Source organism: Sinorhizobium sp. FG01 (genome assembly GCF_002531875.1).
Lineage (GTDB): Bacteria > Pseudomonadota > Alphaproteobacteria > Rhizobiales > Rhizobiaceae > Sinorhizobium > Sinorhizobium fredii_C.
In genome coordinates this window covers 122,931-139,764 of sequence record NZ_NWTB01000002.1, presented here as the reverse complement: position 1 = coordinate 139,764, position 16,834 = coordinate 122,931, and the positions used below count along the sequence as shown (strand labels likewise).

General features: G+C 62.4%; 19 protein-coding genes and 1 pseudogene. 8 read left to right on the top strand and 12 right to left on the bottom strand.

Features of this window, described 5'->3' with window-relative positions:
- The first annotated feature begins 18 nt into the window (after window positions 1–18).
- Window positions 19–660, top strand: a complete 642-nt coding sequence (locus tag CO656_RS00790; RefSeq protein WP_097524461.1) for a UdgX family uracil-DNA binding protein — start codon at window positions 19–21, stop codon at window positions 658–660.
- 4 nt (window positions 661–664) lie between these two features.
- Here CO656_RS00790 and CO656_RS00785 read toward each other — a convergent pair whose 3' ends face one another.
- The 3 genes and pseudogenes from CO656_RS00785 to CO656_RS00775 form a co-directional block, all read right to left on the bottom strand.
- Window positions 665–1,387: a glutathione S-transferase gene (locus tag CO656_RS00785; RefSeq protein WP_097524718.1), complete on the bottom strand. Its 723-nt coding sequence runs from the start codon at window positions 1,385–1,387 to the stop codon at window positions 665–667.
- 42 nt (window positions 1,388–1,429) lie between these two features.
- A pseudogene (locus CO656_RS00780) lies at window positions 1,430–1,667 on the bottom strand (DUF3175 domain-containing protein); the annotation flags it as partial.
- A 59-nt stretch (window positions 1,668–1,726) separates the two neighbouring features.
- A complete protein-coding gene (locus tag CO656_RS00775; protein ID WP_037416507.1) occupies window positions 1,727–1,942 on the bottom strand; it encodes a hypothetical protein in 216 nt (71 codons plus the stop codon).
- Between the two features lie 144 nt (window positions 1,943–2,086).
- On the opposite strand from CO656_RS00775, the gene CO656_RS00770 reads away from it, so the two are divergent.
- A complete protein-coding gene (locus CO656_RS00770; protein WP_037416505.1) occupies window positions 2,087–2,413 on the top strand; it encodes a hypothetical protein in 327 nt (108 codons plus the stop codon).
- A gap of 107 nt (window positions 2,414–2,520) precedes the next feature.
- On the opposite strand, the gene CO656_RS00765 is transcribed toward CO656_RS00770, so the two are convergent.
- A complete protein-coding gene (locus CO656_RS00765; RefSeq protein WP_097524460.1) occupies window positions 2,521–2,784 on the bottom strand; it encodes a hypothetical protein in 264 nt (87 codons plus the stop codon).
- Window positions 2,785–2,859: 75 nt separating this feature from the next.
- Window positions 2,860–4,143, bottom strand: a complete 1,284-nt coding sequence (locus CO656_RS00760) for a DUF763 domain-containing protein (protein WP_037416502.1) — start codon at window positions 4,141–4,143, stop codon at window positions 2,860–2,862.
- A 158-nt stretch (window positions 4,144–4,301) separates the two neighbouring features.
- Here CO656_RS00760 and CO656_RS00755 point away from each other — a divergent pair, with 158 nt between their 5' ends.
- Window positions 4,302–4,850: a DNA-3-methyladenine glycosylase gene (locus CO656_RS00755; protein ID WP_097524459.1), complete on the top strand. Its 549-nt coding sequence runs from the start codon at window positions 4,302–4,304 to the stop codon at window positions 4,848–4,850.
- A 107-nt stretch (window positions 4,851–4,957) separates the two neighbouring features.
- On the opposite strand, the gene CO656_RS00750 is transcribed toward CO656_RS00755, so the two are convergent.
- The 3 genes from CO656_RS00750 to CO656_RS00740 form a co-directional block, all read right to left on the bottom strand.
- The gene (locus tag CO656_RS00750; protein ID WP_097524458.1) at window positions 4,958–6,052 is read right to left on the bottom strand and encodes an ATP-dependent DNA ligase; all 1,095 of its coding nucleotides are present in this window, start codon (window positions 6,050–6,052) and stop codon (window positions 4,958–4,960) included.
- A gap of 23 nt (window positions 6,053–6,075) precedes the next feature.
- Window positions 6,076–8,193 carry a catalase C gene (gene catE, locus CO656_RS00745; RefSeq protein ID WP_097524457.1) on the bottom strand — a complete coding sequence of 706 codons (2,118 nt, stop codon included), beginning with the start codon at window positions 8,191–8,193 and terminating at the stop codon, window positions 6,076–6,078.
- Between the two features lie 112 nt (window positions 8,194–8,305).
- Window positions 8,306–8,767 (bottom strand): YbhB/YbcL family Raf kinase inhibitor-like protein, encoded by a 462-nt coding sequence (locus CO656_RS00740; protein ID WP_097524456.1) that lies wholly within the window; start codon window positions 8,765–8,767, stop codon window positions 8,306–8,308.
- A gap of 252 nt (window positions 8,768–9,019) precedes the next feature.
- Between CO656_RS00740 and glgA the strand changes: the two genes are divergently transcribed.
- Window positions 9,020–10,480 (top strand): glycogen synthase GlgA, encoded by a 1,461-nt coding sequence (gene glgA / locus CO656_RS00735; protein ID WP_179864669.1) that lies wholly within the window; start codon window positions 9,020–9,022, stop codon window positions 10,478–10,480.
- Window positions 10,481–10,595: 115 nt separating this feature from the next.
- A complete protein-coding gene (locus CO656_RS00730; RefSeq protein WP_097524455.1) occupies window positions 10,596–11,507 on the top strand; it encodes a DMT family transporter in 912 nt (303 codons plus the stop codon).
- 36 nt (window positions 11,508–11,543) lie between these two features.
- Here CO656_RS00730 and CO656_RS00725 read toward each other — a convergent pair whose 3' ends face one another.
- Entirely contained in the window at window positions 11,544–12,383 is an 840-nt protein-coding gene (locus CO656_RS00725; protein WP_097524454.1) for a fumarylacetoacetate hydrolase family protein, read from the bottom strand.
- A 374-nt stretch (window positions 12,384–12,757) separates the two neighbouring features.
- Between CO656_RS00725 and CO656_RS00720 the strand changes: the two genes are divergently transcribed.
- Window positions 12,758–13,138, top strand: coding sequence for a hypothetical protein (locus tag CO656_RS00720; RefSeq protein ID WP_210421631.1), 381 nt, complete (start codon window positions 12,758–12,760; stop codon window positions 13,136–13,138).
- 79 nt (window positions 13,139–13,217) lie between these two features.
- On the opposite strand, the gene CO656_RS00715 is transcribed toward CO656_RS00720, so the two are convergent.
- Window positions 13,218–14,051 (bottom strand): BA14K family protein, encoded by an 834-nt coding sequence (locus CO656_RS00715; protein ID WP_234819614.1) that lies wholly within the window; start codon window positions 14,049–14,051, stop codon window positions 13,218–13,220.
- Window positions 14,052–14,197: 146 nt separating this feature from the next.
- A complete protein-coding gene (locus tag CO656_RS00710) occupies window positions 14,198–14,476 on the bottom strand; it encodes a hypothetical protein (protein WP_097524453.1) in 279 nt (92 codons plus the stop codon).
- A 317-nt stretch (window positions 14,477–14,793) separates the two neighbouring features.
- On the opposite strand from CO656_RS00710, the gene CO656_RS00705 reads away from it, so the two are divergent.
- Window positions 14,794–15,060 (top strand): DUF2277 domain-containing protein, encoded by a 267-nt coding sequence (locus CO656_RS00705; RefSeq protein ID WP_097524452.1) that lies wholly within the window; start codon window positions 14,794–14,796, stop codon window positions 15,058–15,060.
- Between the two features lie 334 nt (window positions 15,061–15,394).
- Here CO656_RS00705 and CO656_RS00695 read toward each other — a convergent pair whose 3' ends face one another.
- Window positions 15,395–15,814: a DUF1236 domain-containing protein gene (locus CO656_RS00695; RefSeq protein ID WP_097524450.1), complete on the bottom strand. Its 420-nt coding sequence runs from the start codon at window positions 15,812–15,814 to the stop codon at window positions 15,395–15,397.
- A gap of 97 nt (window positions 15,815–15,911) precedes the next feature.
- Between CO656_RS00695 and CO656_RS00690 the strand changes: the two genes are divergently transcribed.
- A complete protein-coding gene (locus CO656_RS00690) occupies window positions 15,912–16,553 on the top strand; it encodes a ThuA domain-containing protein (RefSeq protein ID WP_097524449.1) in 642 nt (213 codons plus the stop codon).
- The last annotated feature ends 281 nt before the right edge of the window (window positions 16,554–16,834 follow it).

Here is a 16,834-nt window from a genome sequence, read left to right as displayed (position 1 = left end):
GCTCGTGTCTTGAAAGCCATGCCGACTGAACTTGTAAAAATGGGTCCGGCCCTTTCCGGCGAGCACGCTGATGCGCCCTCCATTGCAGCGTTGCGCAAGCAGGCCGAGGGCTGCGAGCGTTGCGATCTCTACAAGCATGCGACGCAGCTCGTGTTTGGCGAGGGACCCGGCAAGGCCCGCGTCGTCCTTGTCGGCGAACAGCCCGGCGATCGCGAGGATCTGGCCGGGCGGCCCTTCGTCGGCCCGGCGGGACGTATTCTCGACGAGTGCCTGCATGAGGCAGGCATCGATCGCTCAAGCTGCTATCTCACCAATGCCGTCAAGCATTTTAAGTTCGAGCAACGCGGCAAGCGCCGCCTGCATTCGCGGCCCAATGCGGGCGAGATCCAGCGCTGTTCCTGGTGGCTCGGCGCAGAGCTCGAGCAGCTGCGGCCCAAGGTCGTCGTCGCGCTGGGTGCAACGGCGCTTTCGTCGCTGCTCGGACGCCGCGCCGGCGTGATGAAAAACCGCGGCGACCTGGTCGCCACGCCCGCCGGATACCCGGTGCTCGTCACCATCCATCCCTCCTATCTTCTCAGAATTCAGAACAGGGACGACGCCGCGGCGGAACGCGCCCGCTTCGTGAAAGACCTCGCCCAAATCGCCGGCCACGTGGATTAGCAACTCAGGGCGGTCGGTCGAGTTCGGGATAGCGGCGGAAAATGCAGGACTCGTTGAAGGGCAAGCGCCTGTCGGAAGCCAGATAGCTCATGATCCGCGGTCGCGCCGCGACCGAATCATGCAGCGCAATCAGCGCCGGCACATGCTCTTCATTGGCACGCATCGCGTTCGGAAACGCGTAGCGGAGCCCCTCGACCAGGTGGAACAGCGAAAGATCGACATAGCTCGGTCGCCCGCCGACGCTATGCTCCGGGCCTTCCGGATTTTGGGCGAGAACGCGTTCGAAATAGCCAAGATATTTCGGGAGCCGCTCGGATAGGAAGTTCTCCGCCCGCTTCGACGCTTGCGGTTTCTGCTCCTCGTAATAGAGCGACACGCCTATCGGATGGTGCGTGTCGTGGATTTCGGTAACGAGATCCGTCACCGTCAATTGCAGGCCGTTGGCAACGTGGCGCAGGCCCTCATCCTCGGGCGTCAGCCCCAGCCTCGGGCCGAGATAGAACAGGATATTGGCGACGTGGGAGATGAGCAGTTCGCCATCGACCAGAAAGGGGGGCGCGAAAGGGCTGGTGGCACCGCCGGCATCCTTCATCAGCTTCAGCATTGCATCTGTGCCGCCCGGCTGGCGCGCCGCATCTACATAGTCGGCGCCTGCGTCCTCCAACGCGAGCCGCACAAATTCGCCGCGGCCGGGAATTCCGTCCCAGTAATAGAGCGTGAATGCCATGAAATCCCTCGTCTCCCGGTTCAGCCTGTGGGCTCCCGCCCGAAAATCCCTCCTGAGTTCGTCCTTCGCCTGTTCGAGCACGCACCGCTGTTCGTCGGCCAATCCAGAGGCCTGCCCTGTTGATATAGAAGGTGAGCATCGACATCGCGGACCGGTAGGCGCTCGACTTACGGCGGTCGCTCGCTTCCGCCGAGCGTCTCAGGGAACGTGCAATCTTCCGCGGATCGTCCGAGGCATAGATACCGGGCTCGATGTCCAGCGCATTGCTATGCGCCGTCACCTCTTGCGACCATTTCGTCGTCTTTTTACTGCCGTTGCCCTTCGGGCCCCATCAGCGGCTCAGCGCAGCCACACGGGCAATTCGGAAGCCTGCCGAAATTCGCGCGCCCGGTCCTTCCAGCCGAGCTTTTCCCAGGCGAATTGCTGGGCCGCCATCCTTGCCGTCTCCTTCGTGGGATAAAAATCAGGCAACACATAATCCTTGTCGCCACAGCAGAGCAACGCTCTCCCGCTCATCAGGTCGAAATGAAGCTCTAGGCATTCCTGTGCATGCATCGAATCCCTCCCGGACATGATTCACAAAAACGGCCCTCGCGAGAGGAAGTTCCAACGACATGAAAAGAAGCTCCGCAAATCCGCATCGTACCACGGGAACAACGGAGGCTTCCCGGAGTTTAGAGCGCTTACGGGAGACCAGCCATGAGCAAGCACGGAAAAGCGCGATCCCCGACCGTCGCACGCCCTCTTGATCCGCACGGTGTCGACGAACCTATCGATGCGTCGGAACGTCATGCGGCAGAGACCAGTGGTACGGTCCGGCAACAGATCACTGACCTGCAGGAGCGCATCGCCGAGCTCGAGGCAGAGATCGATGCGATTGCGACCGAGGCGCATACCGCAATCGGTACGCTCCCCGGCGCCGACCGGATCGAGACGGCAAAGGATGTGGTTACCGAGAAGCGCGACGAGATTCAGAGGCTGAGGGCACGGCTGGAGGAAATTCAAAGGCTCGTCGCGACGCGTTAGCTTCTCCAACTCACCCGCGGCGAGGCCGGTTCAAAACACGTCATACCTCAAAATAGGCGCGCCATACGGAGGCGGCCTGAACAGGGTTTCCTTGCAAGTGTCCGCTCTCACTCGCGGTCGACGAACTTGAAGAAACGGCTGACTTTCCCCTCCGCGGTCCGGTCCTGATAAAGGAAGGCCAGCTTGTTCTCGTCGAATATGCTGAAGAAATCCTCCCAGGAAATCTCCTCCAGCCTCTCTTCCGGCTTTCCAAAGTCGATGCGCAGCAAACCGCCGTCGGATGCCCCCTTGACGCGGGCCGGATGGCCGTCGCGGCTCTCTGCCCATTTGCGGATCGTGTCGTGATCGGTCGTTGTTTTCGAAGCGCTCACCGGAACCTCCTTCGGTTGGGGATGTCTCGCATCTCGCCCCTCTAATCGATCGGTCCGGTGATTGTTCCCGTGAGCTCAGCTGCGGCTGCGGCCCTTGACGGCGGCAGCGTCCCTGTGGTCTTCCTTGTCCTCCGGCTCCCAGCCGAACACGCTCCGCCCGCCAAAGCGGGCAGAATTTCTGAACTCGCCGGCAACGATCTCCTTAAGATCCGGGCCGGTGACGTAGCGCTCCAACCGGCGCGACTGCTCATCGAGCCGCCGCAAGGCGGCGAGTTCCTCCTCTCGCCCGAGCCGCCCTTTCTGCACCGCCGATTTCATCACGTTGATCGTCTCGTCATAGACCTTGAGCGGCACCGGGAAGGGATGACGGTCCTTGCCGCCATGGGCGAGCGAAAAACGAGCCGGGTCGGAAAAGCGGCACGGCGTGCCGTGCACCACCTCGGCGACCATCGCGAGCGCCTTGACGGTTCGCGCGCCGACGCCCGGCACGAGAAGCAGTTCCTCGAAATCCTTCGGCCCGCGATCAGCTGCGGCGGCGAAATTGCCGTGCAGGCGCCGCATGTTCACGTCGCTTTCGCGCACGTCGTGATGGGCCGGCATGAAGAGGTGCGGCAGCATCGGCTGGGCCGGAGCCGGCAGTCCCGGCCCGCGCGCCTCGATCGTCGCCAGCTCGCGCATGAGGCCATCGGGTCCGAGCGCGCTTAAAAGGTCGAGCTGGCTTGCCCGCGAGGCGCCGGCGCGCCGGTCCGCAAGGTTGATGATCTTGCCCTGCTCCCGCCCCTCGATCGCCGCATGCGGCGAGTCGACGAAGCTATCCAGGCCTTCGGAAAGCCAGTGATAGCGCCGTGCCTGCCGTCGGTCGCCATTCATGCCCTGCTGGACAACCACCCAGCTCGCATCGTCCGTGACAATGAAGCCGTGAAGGTAGAGATCGAAGCCGTCCTGTACGGCGGCACTGTCGACCTTGGCGACGAGGCGGCTCGCCTCGGCAAGCCTCGCGCCGTCGAACCCGATGCGTTCGCCGATCACGACAAGTTCGCCCGGGGTCATTCGGGAATGCCGGCCACGGCCGCCGCAGACGTGAATGCCGAGTTCGCCCGAAAGCGGCGTCAGGCCACGCTTCAAGGCGCCGATGACGCTGGTGGTGATGCCCGACGAATGCCAGTCCATGCCCATCACCGCGCCGAAGGACTGGAACCAGAACGGGTGCGCAAGCCGCCTCAGGAATTCGTCCCGTCCATAATGATGGACGATCGCCTCGGTGATCAGAGTGCCGAGGCGTGTCATCCGGTCGCCGAGCCACTTCGGGACCCGGCCGCCATGCAGCGGCAGATCCGCATTGCCCGCTCGTTGCGCCATGTCTCGGCTCCTCGTTGTATCGTCTTTGATTTAACCCTACATGCTTCGGATGTTCGCGGAAAGTTCTCAGTGGCTGCGCGCAAGTTTCGGGCGCAACGTTGGCGAGCGTGAAAATATGAGACTACATACGACCGGCATAGATCGGGGAGCGCTATCGATTGCGGTGGGATGACAGCTTCTTTGCGCGCGACGCCGTTAAGGTCGCCGCCGATTTAATCGGTGCGGAATTCGCTGTCTCCGGCATCGGCGGCATCATAGTCGAGACGGAAGCTTATCTGCCCGACGATGCCGCCTCCCACAGCTTCGCCGGTACCACGAACCGCAACCGCTCGATGTTCGGCCCGCCGGCGCATGCGTATGTCTATCTTTCCTACGGTCTTCACTGGTGCCTGAATTTCGTCTGCCTGCCCGGCAGCGCCGTGCTCGTCCGCGCCATCGAGCCGAGATGGGGGCTGGAGACGATGCGGGAGCGGCGCGGCGTTTCGCAAGACAGGTTGCTCTGTTCCGGCCCCGGACGAGTCGGCCAGGCGCTCGCGATCGGCAAGGAACAGGATGGCTTGCCGCTTAACGGAAAGCCCTTCCAGCTAAGCCTGCAGACGAAGCGGCCGCCCGTTGCAACCGGCCTTCGCGTCGGAATATCCAAGGCCGTCGAGCACCCCTGGCGCTTCGGGCTGCAGAACTCGCCCTTCCTCAGCCGCAAGTTCTAACGCCTCTTGCCCAAAAGTGTGCAGCGGTTTTGGGATGACGACATGCACAAAACAAGGACCTAAAGCGCGCAGCGTGAATACATTTTCTCGCGACGCGCTTTGGCCTGTCAGCGTGGCTCGATCTGCTCATAGGTGCATTGGCGCGGATCCTTGTCGGGACGCCAGCGCATCAGCTTCGTGCCATGGCGGAAACGACGGCTGCTGACGTGATCGAATCTCACCTCGACCACCAGCTCCGGACGGACCGGTTCCCATTCGCCGCTGCGCTCTGTGCTCCAGCGGCTCGGGCCGCCGGGTGCCTTGCCGGTAAAGCCGGGCGGCTCGCGCAATGCCTCCAGCCGACGTGTCAATGCCGGGCGCTCCTTGTCGGAAATCGTCGCAGTAAAGCCGACATGGTTCAGCGTTCCGTCGCTGTCGTAGAGGCCGAGCAGGAGGGAACCGACCTCGTCGCTGTCGCTCTCGTAGCGGAAGCCGCCTACGACGCAATCGGCGGTCTTCAGGCGCTTGACCTTGACCATCGCACGCTCGCCGCATTCGTAATTCCCGTCGCGCCGCTTGGCGACGACGCCGTCGGTCGCGCCCGCCTCCCACGAGGCGAGCCATCGCTCGGCCTCCTGTCGGTCTCGCGTGAAGGGGGAAAGGGCGAGCTTGTCCGGAACTGCGTTTTTGGCGGCAAAGGCTTCCAGTGCCGCTCTCCGGGCGGGAAGAGGCTTGTCGGTCAGGACTGCCCCCTTTGCGTCGACCAGCATGTCGAACAGGATGAGGCGGGCCGGCGTTTGCTGCGCGAGCTTCTCAACGCGGCTTGCCGCCGGATGCAGGCGCATCTGCAGGGCGTCGAAGGAAAGACGCCCCTCGACTTCGATGACGAGTTCACCGTCAAGGACGAATTGCCGGGCGTCCAGCCGGCGCAAGAGGGCGATGACTTCCGGGAAAAACCGCCCGAGCGGCTTGCCGGATTTGGCCCTAAGATCAACCTCCTCGCCGGATTTGAAGGCAAGGCAGCGGAAGCCGTCCCATTTCGGCTCATACTGCCATGCCCCATCGCTCGGAAGCTCGGTCGCAGAGCGGGCCTCCATCGGCGCGGTGCTGACCGGCAGCGCGAAGCCGCCGGCGGATACAGCCTCCGCCGCCGCCCTTGCCTTTCTCGCCGAGCGCGGCCGTCCGGTCGCCTTGGTCGGTTTTCGATGCGCCGGTGACGGCATCGTCCACTCCTTCCCCGATCGCCCTATTTCAGTTTCACGGCCGGTTCCCTCGCCCAGACGCGCAGCTTGCCGAGTTCCTTGAAGAAGGCGGCGATGCTCCCGGCATCGGTGAGCTCGATCGTTCCCTCGTCGAGGGCGTCGGCAATGCCGGCCCTCTCCAGGAGGGGACGTGCCGCACCGACAAAGCCGATATATTTGCAGTGGGCGAAAGCATCGGCCACGAAATCGCGGGCGGTGGCGACATCGATCAGATCGGCGACGGCCTCTGCCGAAGGAAGAAGCACCACCGCGTCATAGAGCACGGATGGGCCGCCATCGACCATCTGATGGGCTGCGACCCACCTGCCGTCCGAGGCGGTGAATCCGCCGACCTTGGGGGCGATCAGCTCGAAGGCTGCCTTTTGCTCCGTGACCGCAGCGATCAGGCCATCGAGCAGCGCCGCATCCGCGCCGTCGGTCGCCAGAATTCCGAGCTTACGGCCCTCGAAGCGCTTCGGACCGCGCTCGATGATGCTGAGCGCCGGCGATGGATCGAGGTCCTGCCGCGTGGGTACGGCAGCTTCGGCCGGCTTCGGCATTGTTTGCAACCCGAGCGCGTGGCCGACCTTCTTGCCGAGCGTCTCGTCGATATTGAGGAGATGGGCGACCATGCGCTCGCGAATCACAGGTGTCTCCACCTTGCTCAATTCGAAGGTCAGGGCGTCAGCAATATGACGCTGCTCGGGCGGCGTCTGGCTGATGAAGAACTGGCGCGCCTGACTATAGTGGTCCGCGAAGCTCTCGGCCCGAATGCGCAGTTTCGGCCCCTGCTCCTCCGAAGCGAAATGCCGGAACCCCTTCGTCGGAGACTCGCGCGGCCCCTCGCCCCAGGAATTCGGCTGGTAGTTCACCCGCCCGACGGGATTGCGCATGGCCATGTGGCCGTCCTGCTGGAAGTGCTGGAAAGGACATTTGGGCGCGTTAATCGGCAGATGCGTGAAATTCGGGCTGCCGAGCCGTTTCAGCTGCGTGTCAAGATAGGAGAAATTGCGTCCCTGCAGCAGGGGATCATCGCTGAAGTCGATGCCCGGCGGCACGTTCTGGGTCATGAAGGCGACCTGCTCGGTCTCGGCGAAGAAATTCTCCGGCATGCGATCGAGTACCAGCCGCCCGACCGGCTTCGTCGGCAGAACCTCCTCCGGAATGATCTTGGTCGGATCGAGAATGTCGAAATCGAACTTGTCGGCAAACGCCTGGTCGAAGAGCTGCACATGCAGTTCCCACTCCGGGAAATTGCCTGACTGGATGGCCTGCCACAGGTCGCGCCGGTGGAAGTCGGGATCCGCGCCGTTGATCTTCACCGCCTCGTTCCAGGCGACGGACTGCAGTCCGAGCTTCGGCTTCCAGTGGAACTTGACGAAGGTCGACTCGTCCTTGGCATTGACGAAGCGGAAGGTGTGAACGCCGAAGCCTTCCATGAAGCGGAAGGACCGCGGGATGGCCCGGTCTGACATGACCCACATGATCATGTGCATGCTCTCCGGGGTCAGGCTGATGAAGTCCCAGAAATTGTCATGCGCAGACTGCGCCTGCGGGAACTCCCGGTCCGGCTCCGGCTTCACAGAGTGGATGACGTCCGGAAACTTGATCGCGTCCTGGATGAAGAAGACCGGGATGTTGTTGCCAACGAGGTCCCAATTGCCCTCCTTGGTATAGATCTTGACGGCGAAGCCGCGCACGTCGCGTGCCAGATCGAAGGAGCCCTTGCTGCCGGCCACGGTCGAGAAGCGCACGAAGGCCGGCGTCTGTTCGCCCGCCCGCTGAAACAGGTCCGCCCGGGTATAGGCGGCAAGCGATTCATACGTCTCGAAGAAGCCATGGGCGCCGTAGCCGCGGGCGTGCACGACGCGCTCCGGGATCCGCTCGTGATCGAAGTGAAAGATCTTTTCGCGGAAATGAAAATCCTCGATCAATGTCGGGCCACGCTCGCCGGCGCGCAGGCTGTTCTGATCGTCTGCCACCGGTCCTCCTTGCGCGGTCGTCAAGACAGGAGTGGCGCCTTCGGCAATCTGATGGAGCTCGCCGCCGTTGCCGCGGGTTGCTTTCTGGTCATGAATGGTGGCCGGCTTCGAAATGTTCGGCGCAGAGGGTTTCTTGGCCATCGCAGCACTCCTTGATCGGGGACGGAATGGGCACGAAACCGCGACCGCTGAGGTTGGTTCCCGGCGAACTCGTTTTTCGAAGGCTGAGGTGATCGACGCCGTAACCGAAGCGTCAGCCTTGACAGGTGCCGATCAAAACCGCCTCCGCGATGCGGTGCTTGCGGGCCTCGTTCCAGGCCTGCATCGCCCCGACATCGTCCGAGATCGACATGTTGCGGGTGTCCAGCGCGGCGAGCTTGAAGTGATAGTGATGCAGGCCAGTCCCCGCCGGAGGCTGCGGCCCATCATAGCGCGCATTGCCGAAGTCGTTCCGGATGAACTTGATGGCGTGTTCCGGGCCGGTATCGACAGCCTGCGAAAGCTCGGTCCAGTTGCCCGGAATGTTGATGATGGCGCAATGCCGGAACACCCCCCTGACGGCGTCCGGATCCTCGACGATCAATGCAAAGCTCTGTGTACCGTCGGGCGTACCCGTCCATTTCAGCGGCGGAAAGATGTTCTCGCCGAAGCGCGTATGTTTTTTCGGGATCGGCTGGCCTTCCGCGAAGGCGGGGCTCATCAAGCTGAAAGTCATCACCTCTCTCCTTCATGTTGGGCACATGGAACGGGCGCACGACCGCCGGATTGTACTCCCAAAGCAGGCCGGTGTTGAGGTCGGTGGCAGCAAATCGCCACCCGACCGAACCGGTCGCCGCGCGCACAGAGGCTCCTGCAAAAATTTCGATTTCGCGGCGGAACTTTGCGCACGGGCTTCGTGTTGAAGGAACTGCAAATGGGGCGGCGATTGGCCGGCAACGGCCAACACAATTTTCCGGAAATACGATCTATGAACGTTCTCTCCGTGACGGCCGAGATTTTCCCTTTGGTGAAGACCGGCGGGCTGGCCGATGTTGCCGGCTCGCTGCCCAAGGCTTTGAAATCGCACGGGATTCGCACACGCACGCTGATCCCGGGCTACGCCTCCGCCATCGAGGCCCTCGAGGCGGCCGCACCGGTTGCCCGCTACGATTGTCTTTTCGGAGAGAAGGCGACCCTGCTTTCCGGACGCGCCGCGGGGCTGGAGCTTTTCGTGCTCGATGCGCCGGGATTCTTCTACAGATCGGGCGGCCCCTACACCGACGAGCACGGGGTGGACTATCCGGACAATTGGAAGCGCTTCGCCGCCTTCTCCCTGGTCGCATCGCAGATCGCCGGCGGACTCGTGCAGCACTGGCGGCCGGACATCATTCACGCGCACGACTGGCACGCCGCCTTGAGTCTGGTCTACGCCAAATATGCAAAGAACGTGCCGATTCCACGTGTCCTGACCGTCCACAACATTGCCTTCCAGGGACAGTTTTCCGCCCATCTCTTCTCAGAACTCGGCCTGCCGAACGAGGCCTATTCCATAGACGGCCTCGAATATTACGGCGATGTCGGGTATTTGAAGGGCGGCCTGCAGGCGGCCGATGCCATCACCGTCGTCAGCCCCACCTATGCGCGCGAAATCATGACGCCGACCTTCGGGATGGGTCTCGAAGGAGTGGTGAATGCACGCCATGAAGACGTCGTCGGCATCGTCAACGGGATCGACGTCGACGTCTGGGATCCCTCGATCGATCCCCATATCGAGCATTCCTATTCGGCGAGAACGCCTCTCCGGCGGCTGCCGAACCGCGAGGCGCTGCTCGAGCTGTTCGGCCTGCCGCATACGCGCGCTCCGGTCTTCGCCAGCATCAACAGGCTGACTTGGCAGAAGGGCATGGATCTTCTGGCAGCCGTCGTCGACGAAATCGTCGCCATGGACGGCCGGCTGATCGTTCATGGCAATGGCGACGCGGATATCGAATACGCCTTTCTCGACGCCGCCCGGCGGTTCCCGCAACACGTCGCCATGAGGCTCGGCTACGAGGAGCAGATCGCCCATAAGATCCATGCCGGCGCCGACGCCATGCTCGTTCCCTCGCGCTTCGAACCCTGCGGGCTGACGCAGCTCTATGCGCTTCGATACGGCTGCGTGCCGATCGTCGCGCGGACCGGGGGCCTGTCGGAAACGATCATCGACGCCAACGTCGCTGCGCTCCAGGCGCAGGCCGCCACCGGAGTGCAATTTTCCCCGGTCGATACGGAGGGATTGCGGCACGCGCTGCGCCGCGCCCTCAAACTATTCCGGCACCGGCGCGTCTGGGAGAGCCTGCAGCGGCAGGGGATGAAGACGGACTCATCCTGGCACCGCAGTGCTGCCAGATATGCGGAGCTCTACGGCGACCTCACCGCGACCGCCACCGACATGCGCTTGGCCGGCTAGCATCAGCCGGTCCGTTTGACGTCTCATTCGCAACGCTGATGAGTCGATCAAGAACGATGCATGGATTGCGGCGCCGGAATATGCCAATGGCTCAGCGCTCCACGAGGACTTCGCCATGGCCGTCGAGACCGCGCCCGCCGCCCTAGCCACCGCGTCCAACGCCACCCGCACGGGCGTGCTGGTCATGCTCTTGGGCATGCTGATGTTTTCGCTCAACGACGTCATGGGCAAGTGGCTCGTCGCCACCTATTCGGTCGGTCAGGTCGTGCTGATCCGCAGTCTCGCCGCGGCGGTCCTGCTTGTCCCTTTCCTCTGGCTCGGCGGTGCCCGCAAACTTCTCGCCATCGAGCAGCCGGGCCTCCAGGTCGCCCGGGTCGTCGCCTCGACGGCGGAGGTCTTCGCCTTCTATTTCGCCGTCATCTACCTGCCGCTTGCCGATGTCATGACCTACTGGCTGGCGGCGCCGATCTATGTGGCGGCCGCCTCACCGCTCCTGTTGAAGGAACATGTCGGCTGGCGACGCTGGACGGCGATCGCCTTCGGCTTCGTCGGCGTCCTGATCGCCCTCGAACCTTCTTCTGAGGCGCTGACTCTGCCGGCGCTGATTTCGATCTTCGGCAGCATGTGCTTCGCCTTCATGATGGTGTCCGGCCGCTCGCTGCGCGGCACGCCGGATACGACGCTCGCCTTCTGGCAGCTGGTCGGGGCGGCGCTTGCCGGCCTCCTCTGGGCGCCGTTTGACTGGACGCCGCTGAAGCCGCTCGACACGGCGCTGCTCGGCCTGCTCGGCGTCGTCGCGATGGTCGCCCACGTGCTCGTCAATCGGGCGCTGAAGCTTGCCGACGCCGCGACGGTGGCGCCACTTCAATACACGCTGCTCTTCTGGGCGATCGTCTTCGGCTGGCTGATCTTCGGCGACACGCCGCGCCTGTCGATGGTGCTCGGCGCCGGTCTCATCGTCGCCTCTGGCCTCTTCATTTTCTTCCGCGAGCAACAGCTCAAGCGGCAGGGGCGGCTGAAGGCTTAGACCCGGCGGCGCCCTCAAGGGGCGCCACCCGCGAAATCAGTCGTCCGCAACCACCATCTGCTTCTGCGCGCCGAGGCCTTCGATGCCGAGTTCGATGACGTCGCCGCCCTTCAGATATTGCGGCGGCTTGAAACCCATGCCGACACCGGGCGGCGTACCGGTCGAGATGATGTCGCCCGGATGGAGCGTCATGAACTGCGAAAGGTAGCTGACCAGATACGCGACGCCGTAGACCATCGTCTCGGTCGAGCCGTTCTGCTTCGTCTCGCCATTGATCTTCAGCCACATCGCGAGGTTTTGCGGATCGGCGATCTCGTCGCGGGTGACAAGCCAGGGACCGGTCGGACCGAAGGTGTCGCAGGACTTGCCCTTGGTCCACTGGCCGGAGCGCTTGATCTGGAAATCCCGTTCCGAGACGTCGTTGATGACGCAATAGCCGGCGACATGGTCCATCGCTTCGTCTCGGCCCACATATTTGGCCCTCTTGCCGATCACCACGCCAAGTTCGACTTCCCAATCGGTCGCCACCGAACCGCGCGGGATGATGACGTTGTCGTTCGGACCGACGATCGCCGAGGTGGCCTTCATGAAAACCACGGGCTCCGGTGGAACCTCGAGGCCGGATTCTGCCGCATGGTCCGCGTAATTGAGGCCGATGCAGATGAACTTGCCGCTACCGGCGACGCAGGGGCCGAGCCGGGGCGTGCCCTCTACGAGCGGAAGGCCCTCGAGGTCGAGACCGCGAGCCCAGCCGAGATCGGCGATTGCCGGGCCGGCGACGTCGGCGATCACCGCCGAGAGGTCGCGAATTCGGCCAGCACTGTCCAGAACGCCCGGCTTTTCCGCCCCTTCGGGGCCGTAACGCAACAACTTCATTCTGCTCCTCCAAACGGTCGAGACGAAAGACTCCGCCTCACAAACCAAAGGAAGCGGTAGATGTAAAGTTGTTTTGGAAGGTGCCGGAAGAAATGCGGATCCTCGCAGGTCCGGTTCGCGGCGGAAGCGAATCGAAAGAGCGTGGAACCTTCCCGTCACCGGCCGGTTCGGTGCGCTGCGCGTTGTGCGCGCTAATAAGAAGGACAACGCAGATGAAATACAATTATTTTTTTGCCGCTGCTATCTCGCTTGCAATGGCATCCGCCGCTGTCGCTCAAAGCAGTTCAGGGTCAACATCGGGTGGTGGCACGGCGGGCTCCGCATCAGGGACGACCTCCGCCTCTCCTTCCGGGAGCAGCTCGGGAGCCCCGGGGGTGATGCAGATGAACGAAGCGGAAAGGAGCACCACGTCGAAATGGCCGGATCCGGTACGCAACGCCCTCTTCTCCGATGCGTCAGGGACGAGCTTGCGCAGCCAGGATGAAATCAAGGCCAACTGGTCGAAGCTGACGGCCGAGCAGCAGAACCAGATCAAGCAGGATTGCAATACGATGCAAACCGCATCGGCGACGGGAGCCGGAAGCGCATCAGGCAGCGCAAGTGGGTCGGCGGCCGGAACTACACCCCAGGTTTCGGGCGAAACCACTGCAAGCACCTCTACCGGATCGACCTCGTCCGGGTCGGCGGCGGGCACTCAGGCCACAGGCGGCGCGATGACCATCGCGCAACTCTGCACTATGGTCAACGCGATGTAGAGCTGGCCGTCCGTATCGCGGGAGACGTGGCGCTCCCGCGATACGGCTATTCCGCTTTCCTTCTCCGCAACATCTCGGCTTATCGGCACTGACGGCGCGGCCCGCCGTCATAGGGCTGGTAGGTGTTGTCTTCCGGACGGTACGATCGGTATCGACTGAAGCAATAGTCGACATGTTCGAACGACAGGTTCGTCGCATCGGCCGAGAGGTCCATCTCGGCTGAAGGAGCGTCGACGCTTTCCTCAGGAGTGGGTGGCGGCAAGGCGACTTCCAACGGCGTTCCGGCCGCATTCATATAGGGAGAGATGCAAGTCCGCCGGCCGCCACTAAAGGATGTATAGCTGTTGTCGCGGGCACGGTAGGACCGATAGCGGTTCGCACACCATTCGACGTGCGCCGTCGGCCCGGCTGCCGACACCGGCTGTTCCTCGCTGGGTATCGTTTGAACTGAGCCGGTGGCCATTGAATCCAGAGAAGGAAGTTCCTTTTCGTCCCCATTGACCCTTGCGATCACCTCGGGTTCCGAAGGAAGGTCTTCTGCAGCCTCATTGCCCTGCGTGGTTACCACGTGTTCCGGGAAGTCCTCCACTGCCTCTTTGCCTTTTGTGGTCGCGATGCGTTCTGAAGGCAGGGTCACTACCGGCTCTTTGCCTTTTTCGGTCTCCAAGGGCTCCTTGGGAGAGACATCAATTGCCGCGGCGCGGGCGGGGAGCCGCTCGAATTGCTGAGCCGCCGGGTTCACTGCACGCGGCTGCTCGGTCCATATTTCCGACTGATTCATGTCGAGCTGCGGCTCACGTGCCGGGTTCCCGTTAAGGATGAAAGTTGCGACCGCCGCCCCGCTAAGGAAGAGTGCGAGTGACAGGGCGAGCCCGCAAAGTCCCGCCAATAAGCCTTTCACCTGACCCTCCATCGTTTGTCTGTACGAAGAATGCGAGGGCTCCGTCTCAGGTTCCGCCGTGCGTGAGAATCCCCTGAATTTTGGCGGCCAGCTTCTCGCGCACGGTCGCGGAGATGCCTGACAAAGGTCTGGCTCCGCGATAAGAAAGAAACCCGCCCCTACTGCAGGGTGGCCGGATCGATCTTCCGGCTGTTCAACAGGTGAACGAATGTGATCCCCTGCTCCAGGAGCAGTTCGGCGGCCTTCAGGTCGCACGCCTCAAGGCCGGAGGAACAGCCGCGAAGGCTGCATGCGAGCGACATCGAGTTCGCAACCGCGCGCGCGTCGCCGTCCTCCTCGGCCTCGTCGGCGGCTGCTTCGAGCGCGTCGGCTACCGCCGACATCAGGTCCGCCAGTTCTCTGACATTCATCTCTTCGACAGTTTTCAGAACTTGCATGACGTCTCCTTGGCGCGCGACAATTCGCGGTGGCAAACAGCGCGCGCATCTTTCATATGGAAGTCGTGGAAGTGGTCTGATGAGATATGGTCGCGGAACCCCTGGCCTGCAAGGCATGGCTACCATGCCCGTGGAGCATGCCCTATGCCGCGGAGAACCGGCTCGCTCAGGCTTTTGGAGATGAAAAGCAACTTGCGCGCTACCCAAAGGCATCAGTTTTTGAAAAGATGCGCAATGCTGCGTGTCAGCGCCTGCCGCTCAAGTCGCCATCCGATGTGACTTGAAGCGGAGGAGACGAGGATGACCGGGAGCAAGCCATGTGCCGAAACATCAAACCTCTCTTCAATTTCAATCCGCCGGCGACGGACGAGGAGATACGCGATGCCGCACTGCAGTTCGTGCGAAAATTGAGCGGAACGACCAAGCCGTCTAAGCGCAATGAAGCGGCGTTCGAGCGCGCCGTAAGCTCGATCGCGGCCTGCGCCAGCGAACTGCTCGAAACGCTGGAGACTTCCCAACCCCCGCGCAACCGTGAGGACGAAGCAGCAAAGGCGCGTGCGAGAATGGCGATCCGCTTCCCGTAACATGTGCGGGCGTAAAATTCTGTCAAGAGTTGCACAGGCAAAGGGACTCGACCTCTAGGTTTTTCTTTGGTTTTATCTTCAGCTAATATTCTTGGGTGGAGGAGGACAGAGGATGGTTTACGACTGGGACGGAAAGCGGACACGTCGCCTTCAGATGCTGAAATTCTTCAGCGCGCTGGCGATACCTGCCCTTCTTTTCGGTTCAGCGGTTGCGGCAGTGGAGTGGACCGACAGAGGCACCCAGGGCGTCAAGGCCACTCGAATTCGGTAAGCGGCCGATGAACGCTTCGGCGTTCACCCGGCGAGCTCGGAAGCTCACCGGGGGAATTCAAGTTTATTGTATGACCTGTACCACCGTGCGGCTTTTCGGGTCGGCGATGACCCGTTGCTCATTCACGACCGCATAGGCATAGCGCGTATCTTCGGGTATCGGAGTAAGGACAACCGTCTCGGGCAAGGGCTTGCCGACGACGATCTGTTCCTGGATGACGACTGGCTGCGTCGGAAGCGGCTGCGCTTCGACATAGGCAATCACTTTCGGCGGAGGCGGGTCGATGACCGCTCCCGCGATCGCGCCCGCGACGCCGCCAACCGCGGCTCCGACCGGACCTCCAACGACTGCGCCCGCGGCGGCTCCGCCAGCGGCGCCGGTCACTGCGCTATTTCTCGACGTGTCTTCTGCTGCAGCAGGAAGAGTTACGGCTCCAATTCCAAGACTCAACGCAACAGCACTCTTGAGGAGCATGGCTTTCATCAGAAAATTCTCCCTTGTGCATCCCTTCGGGTCGACAAACTACAGGGTTCGGGCTTTTGTTCCGGCGGTCCGCAAACGAGATCAAGGAGGATGAGACATGCGCGAGGCACTGATCGTCTGGGGCGGCTGGAGCGGGCACGAGCCAAAGGAATGCGCCCATGTCATTCGCGACATGCTGCAGGAGGACGGCTTCCGGGTCTATCTGGAACACACGACCGAGATCTTTGCCGATCCCTCCATTCACGACGTGTCGCTGATCGTGCCGATCATGACCATGTCGAAGATCGAGAAGGAGGAGGCGAAAAACCTCGCCGCTGCCGTGCAAGGTGGCGTCGGCATTGCCGGCTATCACGGCGGCGCCGGCGATGCGTTCCGCGAATGCGTTGAGTACCAGTTCATCATCGGTGGCCAATGGGTGGCCCATCCCGGAAACATCATCGACTACCGCGTGAACATCAGCCGCCCCGACGACCCCCTGATGGAAGGGATCTCCGATTTCCCTTACACCTCAGAGCAATATTACATGCATGTCGATCCCTCGAACGAGGTGCTGGCGACGACCACCTTTTCCGGCGAGCATGCGTGGTGGATCGAGGGCGTGGTGATGCCGGTAGTCTGGAAGCGCAAGCACGGTAAGGGCCGGGTCTTCTATTCCTCGCTCGGCCACGTATCGAAGGAATTCGAGGTTCCGCAGATGCGGACGATCTTCCGCCGCGGTGCCAACTGGGCGGCGCGGTAAATCGATCTGGCGCTTACTGGATGGGTTGCCGCTCGGCGTTCTCTCGCTGCGCCAAGCCGACCGCTCTTCGGCCTCGCAACTGATCCAGCCTATCGCCAAACGGGCTATGACTGTGTTTCGTCTGGCGCTGCACAACGAGGCCGCTCCGCCTACAATCCTTCCCCAACCCTTTGGAATTCCCTGTAAAGCTGCTCCGGCAGAAAACTTTCATGCACATGTTGCAATGCAATAATATTCTGTTAGGGTGTATTGCAGAGATTATCTCCTCTTGAGGTTGTGCA